The 23,358-nt window shown below is 62.3% G+C and carries 18 protein-coding genes; 7 read left to right on the top strand and 11 right to left on the bottom strand.

What is annotated here, in order from left to right:
* The first annotated feature begins 71 nt into the window (after positions 1-71).
* A complete protein-coding gene (locus HBO12_RS07210) occupies positions 72-2,483 on the top strand; it encodes a glucose/quinate/shikimate family membrane-bound PQQ-dependent dehydrogenase (protein ID WP_169954493.1) in 2,412 nt (803 codons plus the stop codon).
* A gap of 202 nt (positions 2,484-2,685) precedes the next feature.
* Here HBO12_RS07210 and HBO12_RS07205 read toward each other — a convergent pair whose 3' ends face one another.
* Positions 2,686-5,022 (bottom strand): putative bifunctional diguanylate cyclase/phosphodiesterase, encoded by a 2,337-nt coding sequence (locus HBO12_RS07205; RefSeq protein ID WP_170041801.1) that lies wholly within the window; start codon positions 5,020-5,022, stop codon positions 2,686-2,688.
* Positions 5,023-5,422: 400 nt separating this feature from the next.
* Between HBO12_RS07205 and lon the strand changes: the two genes are divergently transcribed.
* The 5 genes from lon (at position 5,423) to cmoB (ending at position 10,810) form a co-directional block, all read left to right on the top strand.
* Positions 5,423-7,843, top strand: a complete 2,421-nt coding sequence (gene lon / locus HBO12_RS07200) for an endopeptidase La (protein ID WP_262376934.1) — start codon at positions 5,423-5,425, stop codon at positions 7,841-7,843.
* Between the two features lie 183 nt (positions 7,844-8,026).
* Positions 8,027-8,419: a protease inhibitor I42 family protein gene (locus HBO12_RS07195; RefSeq protein ID WP_169954495.1), complete on the top strand. Its 393-nt coding sequence runs from the start codon at positions 8,027-8,029 to the stop codon at positions 8,417-8,419.
* A 1-nt stretch (position 8,420) separates the two neighbouring features.
* The gene (locus HBO12_RS07190; protein ID WP_169954496.1) at positions 8,421-9,077 is read left to right on the top strand and encodes a lysoplasmalogenase; all 657 of its coding nucleotides are present in this window, start codon (positions 8,421-8,423) and stop codon (positions 9,075-9,077) included.
* A gap of 36 nt (positions 9,078-9,113) precedes the next feature.
* The gene (gene cmoA / locus HBO12_RS07185) at positions 9,114-9,857 is read left to right on the top strand and encodes a carboxy-S-adenosyl-L-methionine synthase CmoA (protein ID WP_169954497.1); all 744 of its coding nucleotides are present in this window, start codon (positions 9,114-9,116) and stop codon (positions 9,855-9,857) included.
* Positions 9,854-10,810 (top strand): tRNA 5-methoxyuridine(34)/uridine 5-oxyacetic acid(34) synthase CmoB, encoded by a 957-nt coding sequence (cmoB, locus tag HBO12_RS07180; protein ID WP_170041800.1) that lies wholly within the window; start codon positions 9,854-9,856, stop codon positions 10,808-10,810. The genes cmoA and cmoB overlap by 4 nt, the downstream gene beginning before the upstream one ends.
* A 146-nt stretch (positions 10,811-10,956) precedes the next feature.
* Here the strand turns inward: cmoB and tadA are convergent, their stop codons facing one another.
* The 10 genes from tadA to lptF form a co-directional block, all read right to left on the bottom strand.
* Positions 10,957-11,454 (bottom strand): tRNA adenosine(34) deaminase TadA, encoded by a 498-nt coding sequence (gene tadA, locus HBO12_RS07175; RefSeq protein ID WP_169954499.1) that lies wholly within the window; start codon positions 11,452-11,454, stop codon positions 10,957-10,959.
* A complete protein-coding gene (locus tag HBO12_RS07170; RefSeq protein ID WP_169954500.1) occupies positions 11,454-12,833 on the bottom strand; it encodes a multicopper oxidase domain-containing protein in 1,380 nt (459 codons plus the stop codon). The genes tadA and HBO12_RS07170 overlap by 1 nt, the downstream gene beginning before the upstream one ends.
* A gap of 232 nt (positions 12,834-13,065) precedes the next feature.
* Positions 13,066-13,809, bottom strand: coding sequence for a pyridoxine 5'-phosphate synthase (gene pdxJ / locus HBO12_RS07165; protein WP_170041799.1), 744 nt, complete (start codon positions 13,807-13,809; stop codon positions 13,066-13,068).
* 51 nt (positions 13,810-13,860) lie between these two features.
* Positions 13,861-14,550: a DNA repair protein RecO gene (recO, locus tag HBO12_RS07160; protein ID WP_169954502.1), complete on the bottom strand. Its 690-nt coding sequence runs from the start codon at positions 14,548-14,550 to the stop codon at positions 13,861-13,863.
* 188 nt (positions 14,551-14,738) lie between these two features.
* Complete coding sequence (gene era / locus HBO12_RS07155) at positions 14,739-15,641, bottom strand: GTPase Era (RefSeq protein ID WP_029297473.1); 903 nt, start codon at positions 15,639-15,641, stop codon at positions 14,739-14,741.
* The gene (rnc, locus tag HBO12_RS07150; protein ID WP_029297476.1) at positions 15,634-16,323 is read right to left on the bottom strand and encodes a ribonuclease III; all 690 of its coding nucleotides are present in this window, start codon (positions 16,321-16,323) and stop codon (positions 15,634-15,636) included. Before rnc ends, era begins: the two co-directional genes overlap by 8 nt.
* 154 nt (positions 16,324-16,477) lie before the next feature.
* On the bottom strand, positions 16,478-17,332 hold the full coding sequence (lepB, locus tag HBO12_RS07145) for a signal peptidase I (RefSeq protein WP_032859965.1): 855 nt from the start codon (positions 17,330-17,332) through the stop codon (positions 16,478-16,480).
* 5 nt (positions 17,333-17,337) lie between these two features.
* A complete protein-coding gene (gene lepA, locus HBO12_RS07140; protein WP_003210439.1) occupies positions 17,338-19,137 on the bottom strand; it encodes a translation elongation factor 4 in 1,800 nt (599 codons plus the stop codon).
* A 152-nt stretch (positions 19,138-19,289) separates the two neighbouring features.
* A complete protein-coding gene (lptG, locus tag HBO12_RS07135; protein ID WP_169954503.1) occupies positions 19,290-20,369 on the bottom strand; it encodes an LPS export ABC transporter permease LptG in 1,080 nt (359 codons plus the stop codon).
* A complete protein-coding gene (lptF, locus tag HBO12_RS07130) occupies positions 20,362-21,480 on the bottom strand; it encodes an LPS export ABC transporter permease LptF (RefSeq protein ID WP_169954504.1) in 1,119 nt (372 codons plus the stop codon). The genes lptG and lptF overlap by 8 nt, the downstream gene beginning before the upstream one ends.
* 282 nt (positions 21,481-21,762) lie before the next feature.
* Between lptF and HBO12_RS07125 the strand changes: the two genes are divergently transcribed.
* Positions 21,763-23,253 (top strand): leucyl aminopeptidase, encoded by a 1,491-nt coding sequence (locus HBO12_RS07125; protein WP_169954505.1) that lies wholly within the window; start codon positions 21,763-21,765, stop codon positions 23,251-23,253.
* The last annotated feature ends 105 nt before the right edge of the window (positions 23,254-23,358 follow it).

Here is a 23,358-nt window from a genome sequence, read left to right as displayed (position 1 = left end):
AAGCCTGTGCGCAAACGTCATCTACAGTGAACAAGCGCGGGACTACCTTAAACGTCACGGAGAATCACACTATGAGCACTGATGGTGCTTCAAGTCCAAGCCGCCTGCTGCCCAGGTTGCTGGGGATCTTGCTGCTGATCATGGGCCTGGCCTTGTTGGCCGGGGGCATCAAGCTGAGCATGCTCGGCGGGTCGCTGTACTACCTGCTGGCCGGTATCGGCATCACCCTGACCGGCCTCCTGCTGCTGGCCACGCGCCGCGCGGCGCTGGGCCTGTACGCGGTGGTGCTGTTCGCCAGTACGGTGTGGGCCCTGTGGGAAGTCGGCCTGGACTGGTGGCAACTGGTGCCGCGCCTGGCCCTGCTGTTCGCCTTGGGCATCGTCATGCTGCTGCCGTGGTTGCGCCGTCCCCTGCTGCGTGGTCAACCCGCCCCGCTGGGCACCGGCGCGCTGAGCGTGGCCGTGGTGCTGGCCGGCGCAACCGCCATCGCCAGCCAGTTCACCAACCCCGGTGAAATCAAGGGCCAGCTGGATCGCGACGCGGTACCGGGCATGACCAATGCCGCGCCGGCCCAGGCCGATGGCGACTGGAATTCCTATGGCCGCTCGGCCTTCGGTGACCGTTACTCGCCGCTGGCGCAGATCACCCCGCAAAATGCCCACAAGCTGGTACCGGCCTGGACTTATCGCACCGGCGACCTGCCTGGACCGGGCGACCCCGGCGAAACCACCGCGGAAAACACCCCGCTGAAAGTCAACGGCATGCTCTACGTGTGTACCCCGCACAGCCAGGTGATTGCCCTTGACCCGGATACCGGCAAGGAAATCTGGCGTTTCGACCCCAAGCTCTCGACGCAAAAAGCCGCGAACTTCAAGGGTTGGGCACACATGACCTGCCGTGGCGTGTCGTATCACGATGACGCAGCCTATGCCGCCACCGAGCAAAGCCCGGCCACCGGCGCCGCTGCGCCAGCCGCCAATGCCTGCCCGCGCCGCATCTTCCTGCCGACTGCCGACACCCGCCTGATCGCCCTGAACGCCGACACCGGCAAGATGTGTGAAGACTTCGGCGACAAAGGCCAGGTCGACCTGGGCGCCAACATCGGCACGTTCGCCCCCGGTGGCTACTACTCCACCTCGCCGCCAGCCGTCACCAAGAACCTGGTGGTGATTGGCGGTCACGTCACCGATAACGTCTCCACCGACGAGCCGAGCGGCGTGATCCGCGCGTTCGACGTGCACACCGGCAAGCTGGTGTGGAACTGGGACAGCGGCAACCCGGACGACACCACGCCGATTGCCGAAGGCAAGACCTACACCCGCAACTCGCCCAACATGTGGTCGATGTTCGCGGTCGATGAAAAACTCGGCATGCTCTACCTGCCGATGGGCAACCAGACCCCGGACCAGTTCGGTGGCTACCGTACCCCGGCTTCCGAGCTGCATGCTGCCGGCCTGACTGCCCTGGATATCGACAGCGGTAAAGTGCGCTGGCATTTCCAGTTCACTCACCATGACCTGTGGGACATGGACGTGGGCGGCCAGCCAAGCCTGATCGACATCAAGACCGCCGCCGGCGTGAAGCAAGCCGTAATGGCCTCGACCAAGCAAGGCAGCATCTACGTGCTCGACCGCGCAACGGGCGAGCCGGTGGTGCCGATCAACGAAATCCCGGTACCGCAAGGCGCGGTCGCGGGCGATCACACCTCGCCAACCCAGCCCAAGTCCGACCTCAACTTCATGCCACCGCCCCTCAAGGAACGTGACATGTGGGGCGTGACCCCGTTCGACCAACTGCTGTGCCGGATCGACTTCAAGTCCCTGCGCTACGACGGCCCGTTTACCCCGCCATCGCTGCAAGGCTCGATCGTCTACCCAGGCAACTTCGGCGTGTTCGACTGGGGCGGCATCTCGGTTGACCCGGTACGCCAGATCGCGTTCGTCAACCCAAGCTACATGGCGTTCAAGTCGACCATGATCCCGGCGGAAAAAATCGCCGCCATGGGCCCGCGTGTCAGCGAGACCGAAGGCGTGCAGCCGAACAAAGGCACGCCTTATGGCGTGGTCCTGGAAGCGATGCTCTCGCCCATGGGCCTGCCGTGCCAGGCGCCGGCCTGGGGTTATGTGGCCGCTGTGGACTTGACCAACAACAAGACCATCTGGATGCACAAGAACGGCACCGTGCGTGACAGCTCGCCAGTGCCCATCCCCCTGAGCATGGGCGTGCCAAGCCTGGGCGGGACCTTCACCACGGCCGGTGGCGTGTCCTTCCTCAGCGGTACCCTCGACCAGTACCTGCGTGCCTATGATGTGAAAAACGGCAAGCAACTGTGGGAAGGCCGCCTGCCTGCGGGCGCGCAAACCACCCCGATGACCTACACCGGCAAGGACGGCAAGCAATACGTGCTGGTCGTGGCGGGCGGTCATGGTTCCCTGGGGACCAAGCAGGGTGACTATGTGATGGCGTTCAAGCTGGCGGATTAAGCGACAGCTGCAACAAAAAACCCCGGGATTCCGGGGTTTTTTATTTGAAATACCGCTCAAATGTGGGAGCTGGCTTGCCTGCGATAGCGCTGGATCAGTTGGCATATGTTGCACTGACCCACCGCTATCGCAGGCAAGCCAGCTCCCACACAAGCCCTCTCCCACATAAGCCCTCTCCCACATGTTGACCGCGCCGGGCCCGTCACACCGTGCTGCGATCGCGGCGCATCCACATCTCAAAGGCCATGGCATTCAATGGCCGGCTGATCAGGTAGCCCTGGGCGGTGTCGCAATTCCATTGTTTGAGCAGCCTCAGGCTGGGTTCGAACTCCACCCCTTCGGCCACCACCTTGAGCCCCAGGTTGTGGCTCATCTCGATGGTCGAACGCACGATCACCGCGTCGCCGCTGGTGCTGTCGAGGTTGCGCACGAACGACTGGTCGATCTTCAGTTCCTGCACCGGCAAGCGCTGCAATTGGGCCAGGGACGAGTAGCCGGTACCGAAGTCGTCCACCGACAGGCTGATGCCACAGCCGCGCAATTGCTCGAGAATGCGCAACGCCTGTTCCGGGTTGTGCATGATCGCGCTTTCGGTGATTTCGAAAATCAACTGCCCGGCCAGCACCCCGTGCAGTTCCAGCAGCTCGGTGACCCGTGGTGCCAGCCCTTCATCGCCCAGGTCGTCCACCGAAATATTCAGCGACAGCTGCACTTCCAGCCCACGCACGCTCCACTCTGCCAACTGGCGGATCGCCTCTTCGATCACCCAGTGCGTCAGGCTGGCCATGCTGCCGGAGCGTTCGGCCAGGGGGATGAATTCGGCGGGGGACACCAGGCCCAGGGTCGGGTGCTGCCAGCGCAACAGCGCCTCGGCCTGGCGCACATAGCCGTGGCGCAGGTCGAGCTTGGGTTGATAGCACAGGAACAGTTCGTCTTCGATGGCGGCGCGGCGCAGGTCGCGGATCAGGCTGATCTGGCGTTGATGGGCGAGGTCGCGGTCCTGTTGGTAAATCTGTAAATAGCCAGGCAGCGCGGCCGCGTCGTGACGGGCAATGGCGGCGCGGCTGATCAACTCTTCGACCTGCTGGCCATCCTCGGGGTAGGCGGCAATACCCATGCTCACTTCGTGGCGTAGTTCGTCGCCACCGACCCGCTGCGGCTCGGTCAACAGGCTGTACAGGCGGTCGGCGCGGGCCACGGCGCTGTCGAGCTTGGTGTTTTCCAGCAATACGAGGAATTCGCTGCCGGTAATGCGCGCCGCCGAATCCCCCGCCGCCAGGCTCGACAGCAGGCAGCGGCTGGCCTCACGCAGCATTTCCTCGACGCCCTGGGGGCCAAAGCCTTCGTTGATCACCCGGTAGTTTTCAATCCCCAGGTACAGCACTACCACCGGCCGCCGTGCACTGATCGCACTGCCCAGGCGTTCCATGGCCAGCGCGCGGTTGGGCAGGCCGGTCAGCGCATCGTGCAGGGCGTTGTGCGCCAACTGCCGCTCACGTACGGCAATGCCGCTTTGCATCGCGTTGAAGGCCCGGGCCAGCAGGCCGAACTCATCTTTGCCGCGCACCGCCACTGGGGTGCGGTAATCCCCGCCGCCAATACGCTCGGCCGCCTGCACCAGGGCATCGAGAGGGCGGGACACGCGGCGCGCCATCAACAGCGCGCCCACCAGCGAGACCAGCAGGGCTGCCAGGGCGATGCCGAGAAACTGCCGGTCCAGCGGCGCAAAGGATTGCAGGGCATGGTCCAGCGGGCTTTGCAGCAAAGCCATGACTTGCCCGCCATCACCGGTGTTGGCCAGGGGCAGGACCTGGCTGAGAAAACGCTGGCCGTGCAATTCGCTCATCTGCGCCAGCTCGGCGGTGCTCGATTCCTGCAGCGCCTGGATGATGGCCGGGCGGTCGGCCGAGGGCTGGGTGCTGAACAGGGTGCCCGGCTGCCCCTGGTCCATGCTCATGAACGACACCTCCAGATTGCTCAGGGAGCGCAATTCGGCGGCAAACACCTCATCCATGGAAAAGCCCATGACCACCCGCGCAATGGGCAGCGGGTCCAGCACCTCTTCCTGCACCAGCAAAAACGGCTGGCCGGCCAGGGCGACGATCAACATTTGCAGGGAGTTGCGCCGGGCATGGCGCAGTGCATCGGCATAGGGGAAGGCTTGCTGCGCCGGCACGCCAGCCAGAGTGCTGACGATGACCTGGCCATCGAGCCCCAGCACAAACACCTCGCTGGAACGGATCCCGCTGCCATGCCGGCGCAGGGCAGCGAGGATCGGTGCCGGCTGGCCCTCGGCGACCGCGCGGCGAAATTGCTCGTCCACCGTCAGCCAGTCCAGGCCGTATTGCAGGCGCCGTCCGCGCAGGTCCAGCAGGCGCTCGAACACCCGGCTGCCGGTCTCCAGTTGCACCTGGGCCTGGTTTTCCACGGCACGGGTGGTGGCAACCTTCACGGCGAAGTACACCGCGCCCACCACCACTAGCAGCAATAACCCCAACACCCCGACCAGCCGCGTCTGGAAAGCGTGGCGCCACTTCATTCGCTTGCCTCCTGGCAGCGTGCCCGCGCCCCAGCTCAAGCGTCCTTTTGTCATACGCATCCCTCGCGACTGCAGACCCGGTGTCAAATAAATGCCCGTTCTCTCGGGGCATTTGGAAAACCCAGATTAGCCGCAGCCGGGCAGAAGTAAACCTAATAAATGCGGGCGCCTGGCTGACATTATTTTGACGACAGATCACCGTCTAAACCCCGCAGGCAGGCCTCAAATCGCCGTGTTTTTTTGCGCAAGAGAGTGCCGGTGCGCGGTGACTTGCCCGTTCCCGCAGCGGCACCGCGCTGACGTCGAAATATCATGCAATTTGTTGCTAACCACCCGCCGCCATTGAAACCACCGCTCACCTGCCCCATCTAACCTCCATACTTCACTATGCAGGTGCCCCATGAGCGACCAGCAAGAATTCCCCGATATCGACCTCAACGACTACGCCGACCCCGAAAACGCACAAACCCCGTCGTCCAACACCGGCCTGGCCCTGCCTGGGCAAAACCTGCCGGACAAGGTCTATATCATCCCGATCCACAACCGCCCGTTCTTCCCGGCGCAAGTGTTGCCGGTGATCGTCAATGAAGAACCCTGGGCCGAGACCCTGGAGTTGGTGAGCAAATCCGACCATCACTCCCTCGCGCTGTTCTTCATGGACACGCCACCCGAAGACCCACGGCATTTCGACACCTCCGCCCTGCCGCTGTACGGCACCCTGGTCAAGGTGCATCACGCCAGCCGCGAAAACGGCAAGCTGCAGTTCGTTGCCCAGGGCCTGACCCGCGTGCGCATCAAGACCTGGCTCAAGCATCACCGCCCACCGTACCTGGTAGAAGTCGAATACCCGCACCAGCCCAGCGAGCCGACCGATGAGGTCAAGGCCTACGGCATGGCGCTGATCAATGCGATCAAGGAACTGCTGCCGCTCAACCCGCTGTACAGCGAAGAGCTGAAGAACTACCTCAACCGCTTCAGCCCCAACGACCCGTCGCCCCTGACCGACTTCGCCGCCGCACTGACCTCGGCCACCGGCAACGAGTTGCAGGAAGTGCTGGACTGCGTGCCGATGCTCAAGCGCATGGAAAAAGTCTTGCCGATGCTGCGCAAAGAGGTGGAAGTTGCGCGCCTGCAAAAGGAAATCTCCGCCGAGGTGAACCGCAAGATCGGCGAGCACCAGCGCGAGTTCTTCCTCAAGGAACAGCTCAAGGTGATCCAGCAGGAGCTGGGGTTGACCAAGGATGACCGCAGTGCCGACGTCGAGCAGTTCGAGCAACGCCTGGAAGGCAAGGTGCTGCCGGCCCAGGCGCAGAAGCGCATTGATGAAGAGCTGAACAAGCTGTCGATCCTCGAGACCGGATCGCCGGAGTACGCGGTGACGCGCAACTACCTGGACTGGGCCACTTCGGTGCCGTGGGGCGTGTATGGGGAGGACAAGCTCGACCTCAAGCACGCACGCAAAGTCCTGGATAAACACCATGCGGGGCTGGACGACATCAAGAGTCGCATCCTCGAGTTCCTTGCCGTGGGCGCCTATAAAGGCGAAGTCGCCGGCTCCATCGTGCTGCTGGTGGGCCCGCCGGGCGTGGGCAAGACCAGCGTCGGCAAATCGATTGCCGAGTCCCTGGGGCGGCCGTTCTACCGCTTCAGCGTCGGCGGCATGCGCGACGAGGCCGAGATCAAGGGCCATCGCCGCACCTACATCGGCGCCCTGCCGGGCAAGCTGGTGCAGGCGCTCAAAGATGTAGAAGTGATGAACCCGGTGATCATGCTCGACGAGATCGACAAGATGGGCCAGAGCTACCAGGGCGACCCGGCGTCGGCCCTGCTGGAAACCCTCGACCCGGAACAGAACGTCGAATTCCTCGACCACTACCTGGACCTGCGCCTGGACCTGTCCAAAGTGCTGTTCGTGTGTACCGCCAACACCCTGGACTCGATCCCCGGCCCGTTGCTGGACCGCATGGAAGTGATTCGCCTGTCGGGCTACATCACCGAAGAAAAAGTCGCCATCGCCAAGCGCCACCTGTGGCCCAAGCAGCTGGAAAAAGCCGGTGTGGCAAAAACCAGCCTGAGCATCACCGACGGCGCCCTGCGCGCGTTGATCGACGGCTATGCCCGCGAAGCCGGGGTGCGCCAGTTGGAGAAGCAACTGGGCAAGCTGGTACGCAAGGCGGTGGTCAAGCTGCTGGATGAGCCGGACTCGGTGATCAAGATCGGCAACAAGGACCTGGAAAGCTCCCTGGGCATGCCGGTGTTCCGTAACGAGCAGGTACTGTCGGGCACGGGTGTCATCACCGGCCTGGCCTGGACCAGCATGGGTGGCGCCACCTTGCCGATCGAGGCGACGCGCATCCACACGCTCAATCGCGGCTTCAAGCTCACCGGGCAGTTGGGTGAAGTGATGAAGGAATCCGCCGAAATCGCCTACAGCTACATCAGTTCCAACCTGAAGTCGTTTGGCGGTGACCCGAAGTTCTTCGACGAAGCCTTCGTGCACCTGCACGTGCCGGAAGGCGCCACGCCCAAGGACGGCCCAAGTGCCGGGGTGACCATGGCCAGTGCGTTGCTCTCGCTGGCACGCAACCAGCCGCCGAAAAAAGGCGTGGCCATGACCGGCGAACTGACCCTGACCGGGCATGTACTGCCGATTGGCGGTGTGCGCGAGAAGGTAATTGCGGCGCGGCGGCAGAAGATTCACGAGTTGATCCTGCCAGAGCCTAACCGTGGCAGCTTCGAGGAATTGCCGGAGTACCTCAAAGAGGGCATGACGGTGCACTTTGCCAAGCGGTTTGCGGATGTGGCGAAGGTGTTGTTCTGATAGTTCTGTAGCGCCTGCACTGGCCTCATCGCGGGCAAGCCCGGTCCTACAGTTGGAATGCGTACTCTGTAGGAGCGGGCTTGCCCGCGATAGGGCCAGCACGGCCAACATCAAAACCCTGCTGTAACACCTTGTCTCATCTTCGGTTATGCTCGCCCTTCGTCGCCAATAAACGGAGCCTTCATGACCGCTGCCCGCCTGCTTCTTGCGCTAAGCCTCGCCCTGCTCGGGGCTTGCGCCAGTGCACCGAAGCAAAACGTCACCGTCGAAAAACAGAGCGCCTGCCCGCTCAAGCTCAAGGCCGGGCAAAACCTGACCCTGACCTTGCCGAGCAACCCCACCACCGGTTATCGCTGGGCGATCCAGGATTCGGCCGGCGGCGTGCTGCGCAGCCTCGGCCCCGAGGTCTACAGCAACCCCGAGGACGCGGGCGTGGTGGGTGCCGCCGGGCAATCCACCTGGCGCTTCCAGGCCTTTACCCCAGGTAGCGGCCGCCTGCGCCTGACCTCCCAACAACCCTGGGCCCCGGAAGTGAATCCGGTGGACACCTTTGACTGCGCCATTACGGTGAACTGATATGCCATGGATGATTCTTGCGTTGATGGGTGCCGGTACCTTTATCTACGGTCTGAGCACGCATGCCACCTTGCTTTGCCTGTTGGTCAAGCCGCTACCGGTGCTGGCGATGCTGGGCTGGCTGCATGACGCGCCGCCCAGCGACTATCGACGCTGGATCAGCCTGGGGTTGATTTTCTCCGTAGTGGGCGATGTGTTGCTGGCCTGGCCCGGCGACCTGTTTATCTTCGGCCTGGGCGCGTTTTTGTTCGCGCACCTGGCGTACCTCAAGGCCTACTTCAGCGACTGCCGCCGCCCGGCGCTGTTGCCACTGGCCCTGGCGCTGGGGGTTGGGGCAATTTTGTTGAGCATCCTGATTTCCCACGGCCTGGGCGATTTGCTGATTCCGGTGGTGGTGTACGCGTTGGTGATCAGCGCCATGCTCTGGCGTGCGCTGGCTCGCCTGGGTAGCGACGTGCCCAAGCGCTCGGCACAGCTGGCGGCCATCGGCGCGGCGTTGTTTGTGTTTTCCGACACGCTGATCGGCATCAACCGCTTTGTGGTGACCTTCGATGCGGCGCCGTATCTGTTGATCATCACCTACTGGTTGGGGCAATGGGGCATCACCGCATCGGCTTTCCATCAGACAACCCGCGCATCGCCTCGCCAACCTGGCTAAAATGCCGGCCTTTTCCACTTCGTCGCCGGAACAGCCGTGAGCAAAGAACCCGATCGCCTATTCGCCCAGCCCTTGCCCCAGGTGCCGGACTTCGCCTTTAACGAGGACGTGGTGCGGGTGTTCCCGGACATGATCAAGCGTTCGGTGCCCGGTTACCCGACCATTGTCGAGAACCTCGGCGTACTGGCAGCGCAGTTCGCCCAGCCGGGCAGTGTGCTGTATGACCTGGGTTCGTCCCTGGGCGCGGTGACCCAGGCCCTGCGGCGCCATGTGCGCACCGACGGCTGCCGGGTGATCGCTGTGGATAACTCGGCGGCGATGGTCGAGCGCTGCCGCGAATACCTCAACGGCCAGGACTCGATGTTCCAGGAGCTGCTGCCGGTGGAGGTAATCGAAGGCGATATCCTCGCCCTGCAGTTCCAGCCGGCCTCGGTGGTGGCGCTGAATTTCACCCTGCAATTTATCGCCCCCGAGGAGCGCCTGGCGCTGCTTGGGCGGATTCGCCAGGCGCTGCTGCCGGGTGGCGCGCTGATTCTCTCGGAAAAACTGCGCTTCAATGATCCCGAAGAACATGCATTGCTCACCGATCTACACGTGGCGTTCAAGCGCGCCAACGGCTACAGCGAACTGGAAATCGCCCAGAAGCGCAGCGCCATCGAAAACGTCATGAAGCCCGACAGCCTCGAGGAACACCGTGAACGCCTGCTGGCGGCCGGGTTCTCGAAAGTCGTGCCGTGGTTCCAGTGTCTTAACTTTGCCTCGTTGATTGCCTTGCCATGATTGATCTGTCTCCCCTCGCCCGCCATCTGGTCGGCACTCCCCTGGCCGTATGGGCCCAGGGCCTGCAAGCACAACTCGATGCAAAGATGGAAAAGGGCCATGGCGACCTGGCCCGCTGGCAAAGTGCGCTGGACGCCTTGCCCAAGATCCTGCCAAGCAAAATCGACCTGCTGAACGGCCTGACCCTGGACACCGATTGCGATGACGCAACCCGTGAGCAGATGCATGCCGCGCTGATGGGCCTGAGCCCGTGGCGCAAGGGGCCGTTCAACCTGTTCGGGGTGCATGTGGACACCGAATGGCGCTCGGACTGGAAATGGTCGCGGGTCGCGCCGCACCTGAACCTCAAAGGCAAGCGCATCCTCGATGTGGGCTGTGGCAACGGTTATTACATGTGGCGCATGCTCGGCGCCGGCGCCGACAGTGTGATTGGCGTGGATCCCAACTGGCTGTTCTTCTGCCAGTTCCAGGCGGTGCAGCGCTACCTGTCGGCCCCCAACGCCTGGCACCTGCCGTTCCCGTTCGAGGACCTGCCGCCGAACATGGAAGGTTTCGACACGGTGTTCTCCATGGGCGTGTTCTACCATCGCCGCTCGCCGATCGAGCATTTGCTGGCGCTCAAGGATTGCCTGGTCAAGGGTGGCGAACTGGTGCTGGAGACGTTGGTGATCGAGGGTGATCAACAACAGGTACTGGTGCCAGAAGACCGTTACGCACAGATGCGTAATGTGTGGTTCCTGCCTTCGGTGCCGGCGCTGATGCTCTGGCTGCGGCGTGCCGGGTTCAGCGAAGTGCGTTGCGTGGATGTGAGCGTGACCACGGTCGAGGAACAGCGTGGGACAGAGTGGATGAAGTATCAGTCCTTGAGTGACTTCCTCGACCCTGAAGATCACAGCAAGACGATTGAAGGGCTGCCGGCGCCGATGCGCGCGGTGATTATCGCCAAGAAGTAACCCCCAATCGCCCTGAGAAAATGCAGATCAAGAATGTGGGAGCTGGCTTGCCTGCGATAGCGGTGGGTCAGCTACACATTTGGCAACTGGCAGACCGCTATCGCAGGCAAGCCAGCTCCCACAGTGATTGGGTTTTCACATTGAGATCAGGTGCTGGGCTTGGCCCTTCTGGCCTTGAAGAACTCACTCAACACCGTCCCACACTCCTCGGCCAGTACCCCGCCTTCATACAACACCCGGTGATTGAGAAAGCCCTGGCTGAAGAACTGTCCCTGGCTCTGCACAATCCCGGCCTTGGGCTCCAGCGCGCCGTACACCACCCGGGCGATGCGCGAGTGGACGATCAGCCCGGCGCACATGCTGCACGGCTCAAGGGTCACGTACAGCGTGCTGCCCGGCAGGCGGTAGTTGCTGACGGCCTGGGCCGCCGCGCGGATGGCGACCATCTCGGCATGGGCGCTGGGGTCGCTGCCGCTGATCGGGCAGTTGAAGCCGCGCCCGATGATTTCGCCGTCCTGCACCAGCACCGCGCCTACCGGTACTTCACCCAGGGCCGCGCCCTGGGCGGCAAGAGCCAGGGCTTCACGCATGAAGTCCTGGTCACGGCTGCGGTCGATGATCGCCGTGGGGCGAATCTGGCGCATCACGCCACCTCGATGGCGGCCATCAGGCCGGTTTCCATGTGGTCGATCACATGGCAATGGAACATCCACACCCCGGGGTTATCCGCCACCAACGCCACGCGGGCGCGCTCGTTCTTGCCCAGCAGGTAGGTGTCGGTGAAGTACGGCGTGACTTTATGGCGGTTCGAGGCGATGACCTTGAAGCTCATGCCATGCAGGTGGATCGGGTGCTGGTACTGGGTCATGTTCTTCAGTTCGAAAATATAGCTCTTGCCCAACTCGAGCTTGGCAATCGGGCGGTCGGCGCAGGTCTTGTCGGTGATATCCCAGGCCTGGCCGTTGATCTGCCACAGGCTCGGCGGCCTGTTTTCGACGTTGACCGAGACCGAGCCGACCCATTCGAAATTGAAGTTGAGTTTCTCGGCATTGGCCAGGTCCGGCTCGGCAATCGGGTTGGCCGGCAACGCGGGCGGCCACTCGCCCGGCGCATCGGTATTAGCCACGGAGCGGAAGGTACCCAGGCGCACCGGGCCATTGCGGATCGACAGCTCTTCGCCGGCCGGCGGAGCCTTGATTGCCAGGCAAATGCGCATGCCCGGGCCTAGCCAGTATTCCTTGCCCAAAGGCCGTGGCTCGATGGGGTTGCCGTCCAGCGCATAGATCTGCGCCTGGGCGTTGGGAATGTTCAGGCGATAGGTCAGGGTGTTGTCGAGGTTGAGCAGGCGCACCCGGGTGATTTGCCCGGCAGGCAGGTCGATGACCGCCTGCGGCACACCGTTGATGGTCGACAGGCGCCCGGCCGTACCGCCACGGGCTGCTTCGCGGGGGATGCTGAACTCGACAAATTCACCCTGCTCGTCGATATGCCAGTTTTTCAGGCTCAGGGTGCGTTCGTGCTGGAAGCCGGTGGGCTCGCGCTCCTCGACAATCAATGGGCCGACCAGGCCACGGCCCAGTTCTTCGCTGCTGCTGACATGGGGGTGATACCAGTAGCTGCCGGCGTCGGGCACGCGGAACTGGTAGTCGAAATACTCGCCAGGCAGTACCGGCAATTGCGAGACGTACGGCACGCCGTCCATTTCCAGGGGCAGGCGGATGCCGTGCCAGTGGATGGTGGTGGCAACGGGCAGGTGGTTGATAAAGCGCACCCGCAGCCATTCGCCCTGGCGTACACGCAACTCGGTGCCCGGCGCCGAGGGGCCAAAGGCCCAGGCTTGGGTCTTGTGTCCCGGCACCAGTTCCACGTCCAACGGTGCGGCAATCAACTCGTAATCACGCCCGGCGCTGGCGTCCGCGACTTTCCCCAGCCAGTAGCGATAGGCGCCACCGGCACCGACACCCACCACTGCCAGGCCGGCGAGGCCACCAAGGATTTGTCGACGGGAAAAGGATCGGGACACAACAACCTCACGGATCTGCGCGGGCCCAGGGCCCGCAAAGGGCAAATACGATACACCCCTGCCGGCTAAACAGTAAGGCTTCGCATTGCCGCATGTGGGAAAGGGCTTGTGTAGGAGCGGGCTTGCCCGCGATAGCGCTGTGTCAGTCAATAGAGGTATCGACTGAAACTCCCTTATCGCGGGCAAGCCCGCTCCCACACAAGCCCGTCCCACGTTGGGTCTTCAGCGTTGGTTAGGGCTTGGCGGCGGCCAGGATCAGCGCTTTCATCTCAGCGACCGCGCCCTTGAAACCGACGAACAGCGCATGGGCGACCAGGGCGTGGCCGATGTTCAGTTCGTTGACGCCCTTGATCGCCGCCACGGCTTCGACGTTGTGGTAGTGCAGGCCATGGCCGGCGTTGACCACCAGGCCCTCACGCAGGCCGCAGGCCACGCCATCGATGATGCGTTGCAGTTCGTCGGCGACTTCGGTCGGGGTTGTGGCATCGGCGTAGCGCCCGGTGTGCAACTCAATGGCCGGGGCGCCCACACGGCGCGAGGCTTCGATCTGCCGTTCGTCGGCGTCGATAAACAGCGAGACTTCACTGCCGATCTGCGACAGGCGCTCGACGGCGGCTTTGATCCGCGCTTCCTGGCCGGCCACATCCAGGCCGCCTTCGGTGGTCAGTTCCTGGCGGGTTTCCGGGACCAGGCAGATATGTGCCGGGCGGATGCGCTCGGCGAAGGCCATCATTTCTTCGGTGATGCCCATTTCGAAGTTCATGCGGGTTTGCAGCACGTCCTTGAGCACCAGTACGTCGCGCTCCTGGATGTGCCGGCGGTCTTCGCGCAGGTGCACGGTGATCCCGTCGGCGCCTGCTTCTTCGGCATCCAGCGCAGCCTTCACCGGATCAGGGTAGCGAGTGCCCCGGGCCTGGCGCAGGGTGGCGACGTGGTCGATGTTGACGCCAAGAAGAATGCGATTGCTGGTGGTCACGGAAGCGCTCCTGAAAAGGGAAAGAATCGGTGCACAGCATACACGGGGATGTCAGGGCTTTCGAAACAACTCGCGACTGACCAGCGGCCGACCGCCCAGATGCACGGCCAGGGCCTGGCGCATCAGGCGCTTGGCGGCAGACAGGGCACCAGGCGCTGTCCAGTCAGCCTCGCTCATGGCCAGCAGTTCGGTGCCCTGGAACAGGCCCGGTTGCAGCAGATAGACGCGCTCCAGCCCGGCGTCCACTTGCAGGCGGTACATGCCGTCGCTGGCGATTGGCTCGCCGTGCAGGTCGTTGCTCAGTTCAAAACCGTAGCCCAGGTCGTCGAGCAGGCGCCATTCGAAGGCACGCAACAGCGGCTCCAGGGGACGGCCTTCGGCCAGGGCCAGCAAGGTGGCGGCGTAGTGATCGAACACCGCGGGGTGCGGGTCTTCGGCGGGCAGCAGGCGGATCAGCAATTCGTTGAGGTACAGGCCACTGAACAGCGCCTCGCCATTGAGCCAGGCCGAGGTGCCGATGCTTTCCAGGCGGCCGACGTTTTTCAGCTCACCCTTGCCGCGAAACTCCACCTCCAGGGCCACGAATGGCCGCGCCAACGTGCCCGCCTTGCCCCGCGCGCTGCGCAGTACCGCGCGTAGCCGGCCTTGGGGCGTGAGGAAGTCCACCAGGGCGCTGGTCTCGCGGTAGGCGCGGCTGTGCAGGACGTAGGCGGGTTGGCTGGGGGGTGGGGATTGGGACATGAATGTCTCTTCGCAGAACTTAAGAACAGCGATAAACCAATGTGGGACCTGTCTTGTGTGGGAGCTGGCTTGCCTGCGATGCAGACGCCTCGATGTGTCACGTAGACCGAGGCGATGCTATCGCAGGCAAGCCAGCTCCCACACAAGCCCGCTCCCACATTTTGTCCTGCGGTGTTACTGGTGACTGATTACAGGTCGCCGTAGCCCAGGGAGCGCAGTGCGCGCTCATCATCAGACCAGCCGCCCTTAACCTTCACCCACAGGTTAAGCATGATCTTGGAATCGAACAGCAATTCCATGTCCTTGCGCGCTTCGGTACCGATGCGCTTGATGCGCTCGCCCTTGTCGCCAATGATGATTTTTTTCTGGCCGTCACGTTCGACGAGGATCAGCGCGTGGATATGCAGGGTCTTGCCCTGCTGCTTGAACTCTTCGATTTCCACGGTGATCTGGTACGGCAGCTCGGCACCCATCTGGCGCATGATTTTCTCGCGTACCAGTTCGGCGGCGAGGAAACGGCTGCTGCGGTCGGTGATCTGGTCTTCCGGGAAGAAGTGCTCGTTCTCCGGCAGGTAGCCGGCGATCACCCGCTCCAGGGCTTCGAGGTTGTGCCCGTGCTGGGCCGAGATCGGCATGATCTGGGCGTTCGGCAGTTGTTCCTGCAACCAGCTCAGGTGCGGCATCAACTCGGCTTTGTCTTCGATACGGTCGGTCTTGTTCAGCGCGACGATCAACGGGCCGGTGACGTACTGCACACGCTCCAGCACCATCTGGTCCTCATCGGTCCACTTGGTGCGGTCAACCACGAAAATCACCACGTCGACGTCTTTCAACGCCGCCGAAGCGGTCTTGTTCATGTAGCGATTCAGGGCTTTCTCGCCGCCTTTGTGCATGCCCGGGGTGTCGACATAGACCGCTTGCACGTTGCCTTCGGTCTTGATGCCCAGCATGTTGTGGCGGGTGGTCTGCGGCTTGCGCGAGGTGATCGCCAGCTTCTGCCCCAGGATATGGTTGAGCAGCGTGGACTTGCCCACGTTGGGACGGCCGACGATGGCAACATAGCCACAGCGTGTTGCGGTTGAATCAGTCATGGCCATTCTCCACGCCCAGGGCAATCAGTGCTGCAGCGGCCGCTACCTGTTCGGCAATACGACGGCTCACACCCTGACCTCGGCTTTTTTCGTTCAATAAGGTGACTTCGCATTCGACGAAGAACACACGGCAATGCGGCTCACCCTGGATATCCACCACTTCGTAGCGTGGCAGTTCGCAGCCGCGCGACTGCAAAAATTCCTGCAGGCGGGTCTTGGGATCCTTGTTGGTATCCACCAGGGTCAGGCTGTCGATTTCCGACGCCAGCCAGGCCATGACCCGTTCCTTGGCCACTTCCATCCCGGCATCGAGATAGATCGCGCCGATCAGGGCTTCCAGGGCATCGGCCAGGATCGACTCACGGCGGAAACCGCCGCTTTTCAACTCGCCGGAACCCAGGCGCAGGTATTCGCCCAAGTCAAAACCACGGGCCAGGACGGCCAGGGTCTCGCCTTTCACCAGGCGCGCGCGCAGGCGCGACAACTGGCCTTCACGGGCCAGGGGGAAGCGGTTGAACAGGGCTTCGCCAGCGGCGAAGTTGAGAATGGCATCACCGAGGAATTCCAGGCGTTCGTTGTTGCGCCCGGCAAAACTGCGGTGTGTGAGGGCAAGGACCATCAATTCCTGGTCCTTGAAGGTGTAGCCGAGCTGACGCTCAAGACGACTCAAAGAAACGCTCACGGTTTACCTACTTTCAGTACGTGGCGGCAAAGGCCATCGACGATTAACGCTGTGTTCAAATTCAAATCCTGGCAATGCTGTGTGTTGCTCGAGGCCGGACCAATGTCCAAGCCCCAGAAAAGCATTCGGCGCTGTGTTCACAGCGCCGCATGGATTACTTGATCAGCCCCACCCGCGAGAAGTTCGGCAGGTGGCTGAGCTTGGGTTCGGGCCAGCTCATCCAGACCGCGAAGGCCTTGCCGACGATATTCTGGTCGGGAACCATGCCCAGCAGCTCCTTGGGAATGCTTGGATCATCCCAGTAGCGGCTGTCATTGGAGTTGTCGCGGTTGTCGCCCATCATGAAGTAGTGCCCGGCAGGCACGGTCCACTGGTTGTCGGGCGGCGAACGGTAGCGGCTCATTTCCTTGCGGATCTGGTGCTCTACCGCCCCGAGTTTTTCCTCGTACAGCTCGGCGCTGCCCAGGGTGTTCGGCTCGGAACCGATGAGTTTCTCGGCCACCGATTCGCCATTGACGAACAGGCGCTTGTCGCTGGTGTAGCGGATCACGTCACCCGGCAGGCCGACTACACGCTTGATGTAGTTGACGTTCGGGTCGCTTGGGTAGCGGAACACCATCACATCGCCGCGCTGCGGATCACCCACCTCGATGATTTTCTTGTCGATCACCGGCAAGCGGATCCCGTAGGAAAACTTGTTCACCAGGATGAAGTCGCCCACATCCAGGGTTGGTTTCATCGAGCCCGAAGGAATCTGGAACGGCTCTACCAGAAACGAGCGCAGCACCAGCACGATGAACAACACCGGGAAGAACGACTTGCCGTATTCAACCAGCAAAGGCTCTTTGTTCAGCTTCTCGATCACTACGCCATCGGGCTGGCTGACGCTGCCCTGATAGGACGCGATGGCCGCCCGACGACGCGGGGCGAAGAACAGCAGATCGAGCAGCGCCAGGAGACCACAGACGGCAACGGCGATGACCAGCAACAGCGGGAAATTTAGTGACATAGGACCTAACTATCCAACCTGAGCACCGCAAGGAAGGCTTCTTGTGGAATTTCCACGTTGCCCACTTGCTTCATGCGTTTTTTACCGGCCTTTTGCTTCTCGAGCAGCTTGCGCTTACGGCTCACGTCGCCGCCATAGCATTTGGCCAGTACGTTCTTTCTGAGTGCCTTGACGGAAGTCCGCGCAATGATCTGCCCGCCAATGGCGGCCTGGATCGCGACGTCGAACATCTGGCGCGGAATCAGTTCTTTCATCTTCTCGGTCAGTTGGCGACCTTTGTAGTGCGCATTGTCCTTGTGGACGATGAGCGCCAGGGCATCAACCTTGTCACCGTTGATCAATACATCGAGCTTCACCAGATTGGCCGATTGATAACGGTCGAAATGGTAATCCAGCGAAGCATAGCCGCGACTGGTGGATTTGAGACGGTCAAAGAAGTCCAGGACCACTTCGTTCATCGGCAAATCGTAGGTCACTTGGACCTGGGTACCGAGGAACAGCATGTCGTGCTGCACGCCACGCTTTTCGATACACAGGGTAATGACGTTGCCCAGGTGTTCCTGCGGCACGAGAATATTGGCGCGCACGATCGGTTCGCGCATGTCTTCGATGGACGACAGATCCGGCAACTTGGACGGGTTGTCGACGTAAATCGTTTCACCGGTTTTCAGCGCCAGCTCAAAAATAACGGTTGGCGCGGTGGTGATCAGGTCCAGGTCGTACTCGCGCTCCAGGCGCTCCTGGATGATCTCCATGTGCAGCATGCCCAGGAACCCGCAGCGGAAGCCGAAGCCCAGGGCATCGGAGCTTTCCGGGGTGTACTGCAACGACGAGTCGTTGAGGGTCAGCTTTTGCAGGGCTTCGCGAAAATCCTCGAAGTCGTCGGAGCTGACCGGGAACAGACCGGCATAAACCTGTGGCTGGATGCGCTTGAAACCTGGCAGCACGTCGACATCAGGCGTCGAGCTCAAGGTCAGGGTGTCACCGACCGGCGCACCGTGGATATCCTTGATACCGGCAATGATGAAGCCTACTTCACCGGCTTTCAGATCAGTGGTAGCGGTGTGCTTGGGGTTGAATACACCGACGCTGTCCACCAGGTGGATCTTGCCGGTGGACTTGACCAGAATCTTGTCGCCCTTCTTCACCCGGCCATGGCGCACGCGTACCAGGGACACAACGCCCAGGTAGTTGTCGAACCAGGAGTCGATGATCAACGCTTGCAGCGGATCTTCGTAGTTGCCGGTTGGCGCGGGAATGGTCTTGACCAGGCGCTCGAGCACTTCGTCGACACCCAGGCCAGTCTTGGCGCTGCACTCGACGGCGTCGGTGGCGTCAATGCCGATGATTTTTTCGATTTCTTCCTTCACGCGGTCCGGATCGGCCTGTGGCAGGTCGATCTTGTTCAGCACCGGCATGACTTCCAGGCCCTGCTCGATGGCGGTGTAGCAGTTGGCCACGGACTGGGCTTCTACGCCCTGGCCCGCATCCACTACCAGCAACGCGCCTTCACAGGCCGCCAGGGAACGGCTGACTTCATAGGTAAAGTCGACGTGGCCCGGGGTGTCAATGAAGTTCAGCTGGTACTTGATACCGTCTTTGGCGGTGTAGTACAGGGTAACGCTGTGGGCCTTGATGGTGATCCCGCGCTCGCGTTCGAGGTCCATGGAGTCCAGGACCTGGGCTTCCATTTCACGCTCGGCAAGGCCGCCGCACATCTGGATGAATCGATCGGCCAGCGTCGACTTACCATGGTCAATGTGGGCGATGATGGAGAAATTGCGGATATGACTCAAATCACTCACGGATCAACACTCAAAAAGGCTGCAGGCAGATTGCCCGCTGAAAAATAGCCGGGAATTGTACCTGATGCTCGGGCCAGACGTCATCTTTGGCGACCAATAACAAAAATGCCCCGTTCTTGCGAATGGGGCATTTTTTGTTCAACAAGCGCGGATCAACCGGCCCGGCGCAGCAGCCAGAACCCGGCCAGGGCACAGATGGCGGTCGGCACCAGCACCGCAAACAGCGGCGAGAAGCCGAATACCAGGCTCGACGGCCCCAGCAGGTCCTGGGCAATGCGGAAGGTGAACCCTACCAAGACCCCGGTAAATACCCGCTGGCCCAGGGTTACCGAGCGCAACGGGCCGAAAATAAACGAAATCGCCATCAACACCAGCGCAGCGGTCACCACCGGCTGCAACACCTTGACCCAAAATGCCAGCCAGTAGCGGCCGTTGTTCAGGCCCTGGTCCTTGAGGTAGTGGATATAGCTCCACAAACCGGAGATCGGCAGGCTTTCCGGGATCATCACCACGGTATTGAGCAGTTCCGGCTTGAGCGCGATGTCCCAGGCCTGTGTCGGCTCGTTGATCACCTCGGTGCTGGCCTCGGTGCCTTTGCCGGGGTTGCGGAAATGAGTGGTGGTGACATCGCTCAACACCCACTGGTTGTCATTGAACTGTGCCCGTTTGGCAAAGCTCGACGACAGCATATGGCGCTCTTCATCAAAGCGATAGCGGGTGACACCCACCAACAGGCCACCGGGTTGCACCGCGTTGATGTGGATGAATTCATCACCCTGGCGGTGCCACAGGCCTCGCTTGGAGCTCTGGGCGTCGCCCGAGCCCTGGGCCAGCGCACGGTTGGCCTGGGCGGTGGTTTCCGCCGGTGGCGCCACGTATTCGCCGATCAACACACTGGCGGCCATCAGCAGCAGCATGGGTTTCATCACCGCCCAGACGATACGGGCGATGGACACCCCCGCCGCGCGCATGATGGTCAGCTCGCTGTTGCTGGCCAGGCTGCCCAGGCCGATCAGGCAGCCGATCAGTGCGGCCATCGGCATCATGTCGTAGAGGCGGCGCGGTGCGGTCAGCGCCACGTAGCTCAGTACGTCAGTGACCGTGTAGGTATCGGTGACGTTGCCCACTTCATCAATGAAGGCAAACAACGACGCCAACCCGAGGATGATGCCCAATACCGCCAGGATGGCGACCAGTACGCTGCTACCGATGTAGCGATCCAACTTACCCACGAGCCATCTCCTTCATGCCGCGACGGCTCTGCATTTTCAAGCGAATCGGTTCCCAATACAGCAGGCCCAGGCCAATCACCAGGAAGATGCCGTGGACCCACCACAGCCCCAGGGTCGGCGACAGCTTGCCCTTCTCCAGGGAGCCACGGGCGGAAATCAGGATGGTCAGGTAGGCCATGTACAGCAGGATCGCCGGCAGCAGCTTGAGGAAGCGGCCCTGGCGCGGGTTGACCCGGGACAGCGGCACCGCCATCAGCGTGACGATAAACACCAGCAGTGGCAGGGAAATACGCCATTGCAGTTCGGCAATCGAGCGCAACTCCTTGCTGCCGATCAGGGCCGGGGTCGGGATCGCGTCGCGGTCGGTGACCTCGTTGCTCACATCCGGCCGGGCCAGCATCACCCCGTAGGTGTCGTATTTGATGGCGCGGTAGTCGGCCTGGCCGGGGCTGCCGTCGTAGCGATAGCCGTTCTCCAGGATCAGGTAGCGGCTGCCGTCCGGACGCACTTCCTGGCGCCCGCTATCGGCCACCAGTACGGAAATGCCACGGTCTTTCTTGTCCTGGCCCAGGCGCTTCTCGGAGATGAACACGCCGCCGAGGTTGGCCCGATCGTCGGTCATGCGCTCGGTGTAGGTCACGCGGGTGCCGTCGTTGAGCGCCTGGAAACGGCCCGGTTCGAGGGTGTCGAACTCGGTCATCGCGTCCTGTTTGTTGAGCACCAGTTGGAACTGCATGGCGCCCTGGGGGGCCAGGCTCAGGCTCAACCAGGCCACCACCAGCGCCACGCCAGTGGCCGGGACCATGGTCATGGCCAGCAGGCGCTGCTGGCTCATGCCAGTGGCCGAGAGCACGGTCATCTCGCTTTCGAGGTAGAGCCGGCCATAGGCCAGCAGGATCCCGAGAAACAGGCCCAGGGGCAGGATCAGTTGCAGGAACCCCGGCAGGCGAAAGCCCATGATCAGGAACAGCGAACCCGGATCCAGGGCCCCCGAGGCAGCCTGGGCCAGGTATTTGACGAAACGACCACTCATGATGATGACCAGCAACACCGCACTCACGGCACTCAGGGTCAGCAGGACTTCGCGGGACAGATAACGGAAGACAATCAAACCAGACACTCCAGGGTTGTCAGGCTAAGGCGGCCAAACAAGCAAGCATATCAAGTCGCCCCGTTGACACGGGCCGGCGAAAAAGATGGCGCATTATCCTGTGATTGTCGGCGCCTGTCACGGAGCTTGCTCACAGCCGTGCACAAAGCTGGCGTCAAGGGTTGTCAGGCTCGGGCGGCGCGGTACAAACTGCGGGCCTTGTCGGGCTCGCCTACAGGCGGCCCAGCCTACAGGCCGGAGTACAGACTCCAGGCTCTTTGACCTTATATAAGGGACCCGAACATGGAATTGGTTGTAAAAAGCGTTAGCCCCGAAACGTTGAAGACCGCCACCCTCGTGGTCGCCATCGGCGAAGGCCGCAAGCTCGGCGCGGCCGCCAAACAAGTCGATGAACTGAGCGGTGGCGCCATCAGCGCCGTGCTCAAGCGTGGCGACCTGGCCGGCAAGGTCGGCCAAAGCCTGCTGCTGCAAAGCCTGCCCAACCTCAAGGCCGACCGCGTATTGCTGGTGGGCGTGGGCAAGGACGCCGAACTGGGCGACCGCCCGTTCCGCAAGATCATCAGCGCCATCCTCAACACCCTCAAGGGCCTGGGCGGCAGCGATGCGGCACTGGCGCTGGACGAAATCGTGGTCAAGGGCCGCGACAGCTATGGCAAGACCCGCCTGCTGGCCGAAACCCTGCTGGATGGCGGCTACACCTTCGACCAGTTCAAGAGCCAGAAAGCCGAACCCCGCGCCCTGAAGAAAATCACCCTGCTGACCATCAAGGCCGCCCAGGCTGAAGTACAGCGCGCCACCACCCACGCCCAGGCCATCGCCGCCGGCATGGCGTTCACCCGCGACCTGGGCAATATGCCACCCAACATCTGCCACCCGACCTACCTCGGCGAACAGGCCAAGGCCTTGGGTAAAGAGTTCAAGGGCCTGAAAGTCGAAGTGCTCGACGAGAAGAAGATCAAGGAACTGGGCATGGGCTCGTTCTATGCCGTAGGCCAGGGCAGCGACCAGCCACCCCGCCTGATCGTCATGCAATACAACGGCGGCAAGAAGGCCGACAAGCCGTTCGCCCTGGTCGGTAAAGGCATCACCTTCGACACTGGCGGCATCAGCCTCAAGCCGGGCGCCGGCATGGACGAGATGAAGTACGACATGGGCGGCGCCGCCAGTGTCTTCGGCACCCTGCGTGCCGTGCTCGAACTCAAGCTGCCGATCAACCTGGTGTGCATCCTGGCCTGTGCCGAGAACATGCCGAGCGGCGGGGCTGCGCGCCCAGGTGACATCGTCACCACTATGAGCGGCCAGACCGTGGAAATCCTCAACACCGACGCCGAAGGTCGCCTGGTGCTGTGCGATGCCCTGACCTACGCCGAGCGCTTCAAGCCACAGGCGGTGATCGATATCGCGACCCTGACCGGTGCCTGCATCGTCGCCCTCGGTTCCCATACCTCGGGCCTTTTGGGCAACAGCGACGAGCTGGTCGAGCAACTGCTCAGCGCCGGCAAGGCCGCCGACGACCGTGCGTGGCAACTGCCGCTGTTCGATGAGTACCAGGAGCAACTGGACAGCCCGTTCGCCGACATCGCCAACATCGGCGGGCCAAAGGCCGGCACCATCACCGCCGCCTGCTTCCTGTCGCGCTTTGCCAAGAACTTCAACTGGGCCCACCTGGACATCGCCGGCACCGCCTGGACCAGCGGTGGCAAAGACAAGGGCGCTACCGGTCGTCCGGTGCCGCTGCTGACCCAGTACCTGCTGGATCGCGCCAAGGCCTAAACATCACGGCCCCTGCTTGACCCTGTAGGAGCGAGCTTACTCGCGAAAAACCTGAGGACAACGCGTTCATTCAGAATGAACGCGTCATCGTTAACGATTTTCGCG

The sequence above is a fragment of the Pseudomonas sp. WS 5059 genome, from assembly GCF_012985525.1.
Taxonomy (GTDB): Bacteria; Pseudomonadota; Gammaproteobacteria; order Pseudomonadales; family Pseudomonadaceae; genus Aquipseudomonas.
The sequence above is the reverse complement of the archived record's forward strand: the minus strand, read 5'-3'. Positions and strand labels throughout refer to the sequence as shown.

What these genes read in the sequence shown, in the direction of transcription:
- HBO12_RS07210 (WP_169954493.1), top strand. Translation starts at nt 72, where the DNA reads ATGAGCACTGATGGTGCTTCAAGTCCAAGCCGCCTGCTGCCCAGGTTG.
- HBO12_RS07205 (WP_170041801.1), bottom strand. Translation starts at nt 5,022, where the DNA reads ATGAAGTGGCGCCACGCTTTCCAGACGCGGCTGGTCGGGGTGTTGGGG.
- lon (WP_262376934.1), top strand. Translation starts at nt 5,423, where the DNA reads ATGAGCGACCAGCAAGAATTCCCCGATATCGACCTCAACGACTACGCC.
- HBO12_RS07195 (WP_169954495.1), top strand. Translation starts at nt 8,027, where the DNA reads ATGACCGCTGCCCGCCTGCTTCTTGCGCTAAGCCTCGCCCTGCTCGGG.
- HBO12_RS07190 (WP_169954496.1), top strand. Translation starts at nt 8,421, where the DNA reads ATGCCATGGATGATTCTTGCGTTGATGGGTGCCGGTACCTTTATCTAC.
- cmoB (WP_170041800.1), top strand. Translation starts at nt 9,854, where the DNA reads ATGATTGATCTGTCTCCCCTCGCCCGCCATCTGGTCGGCACTCCCCTG.
- tadA (WP_169954499.1), bottom strand. Translation starts at nt 11,454, where the DNA reads ATGCGCCAGATTCGCCCCACGGCGATCATCGACCGCAGCCGTGACCAG.
- recO (WP_169954502.1), bottom strand. Translation starts at nt 14,550, where the DNA reads ATGTCCCAATCCCCACCCCCCAGCCAACCCGCCTACGTCCTGCACAGC.
- era (WP_029297473.1), bottom strand. Translation starts at nt 15,641, where the DNA reads ATGACTGATTCAACCGCAACACGCTGTGGCTATGTTGCCATCGTCGGC.
- lepB (WP_032859965.1), bottom strand. Translation starts at nt 17,332, where the DNA reads ATGTCACTAAATTTCCCGCTGTTGCTGGTCATCGCCGTTGCCGTCTGT.
- HBO12_RS07125 (WP_169954505.1), top strand. Translation starts at nt 21,763, where the DNA reads ATGGAATTGGTTGTAAAAAGCGTTAGCCCCGAAACGTTGAAGACCGCC.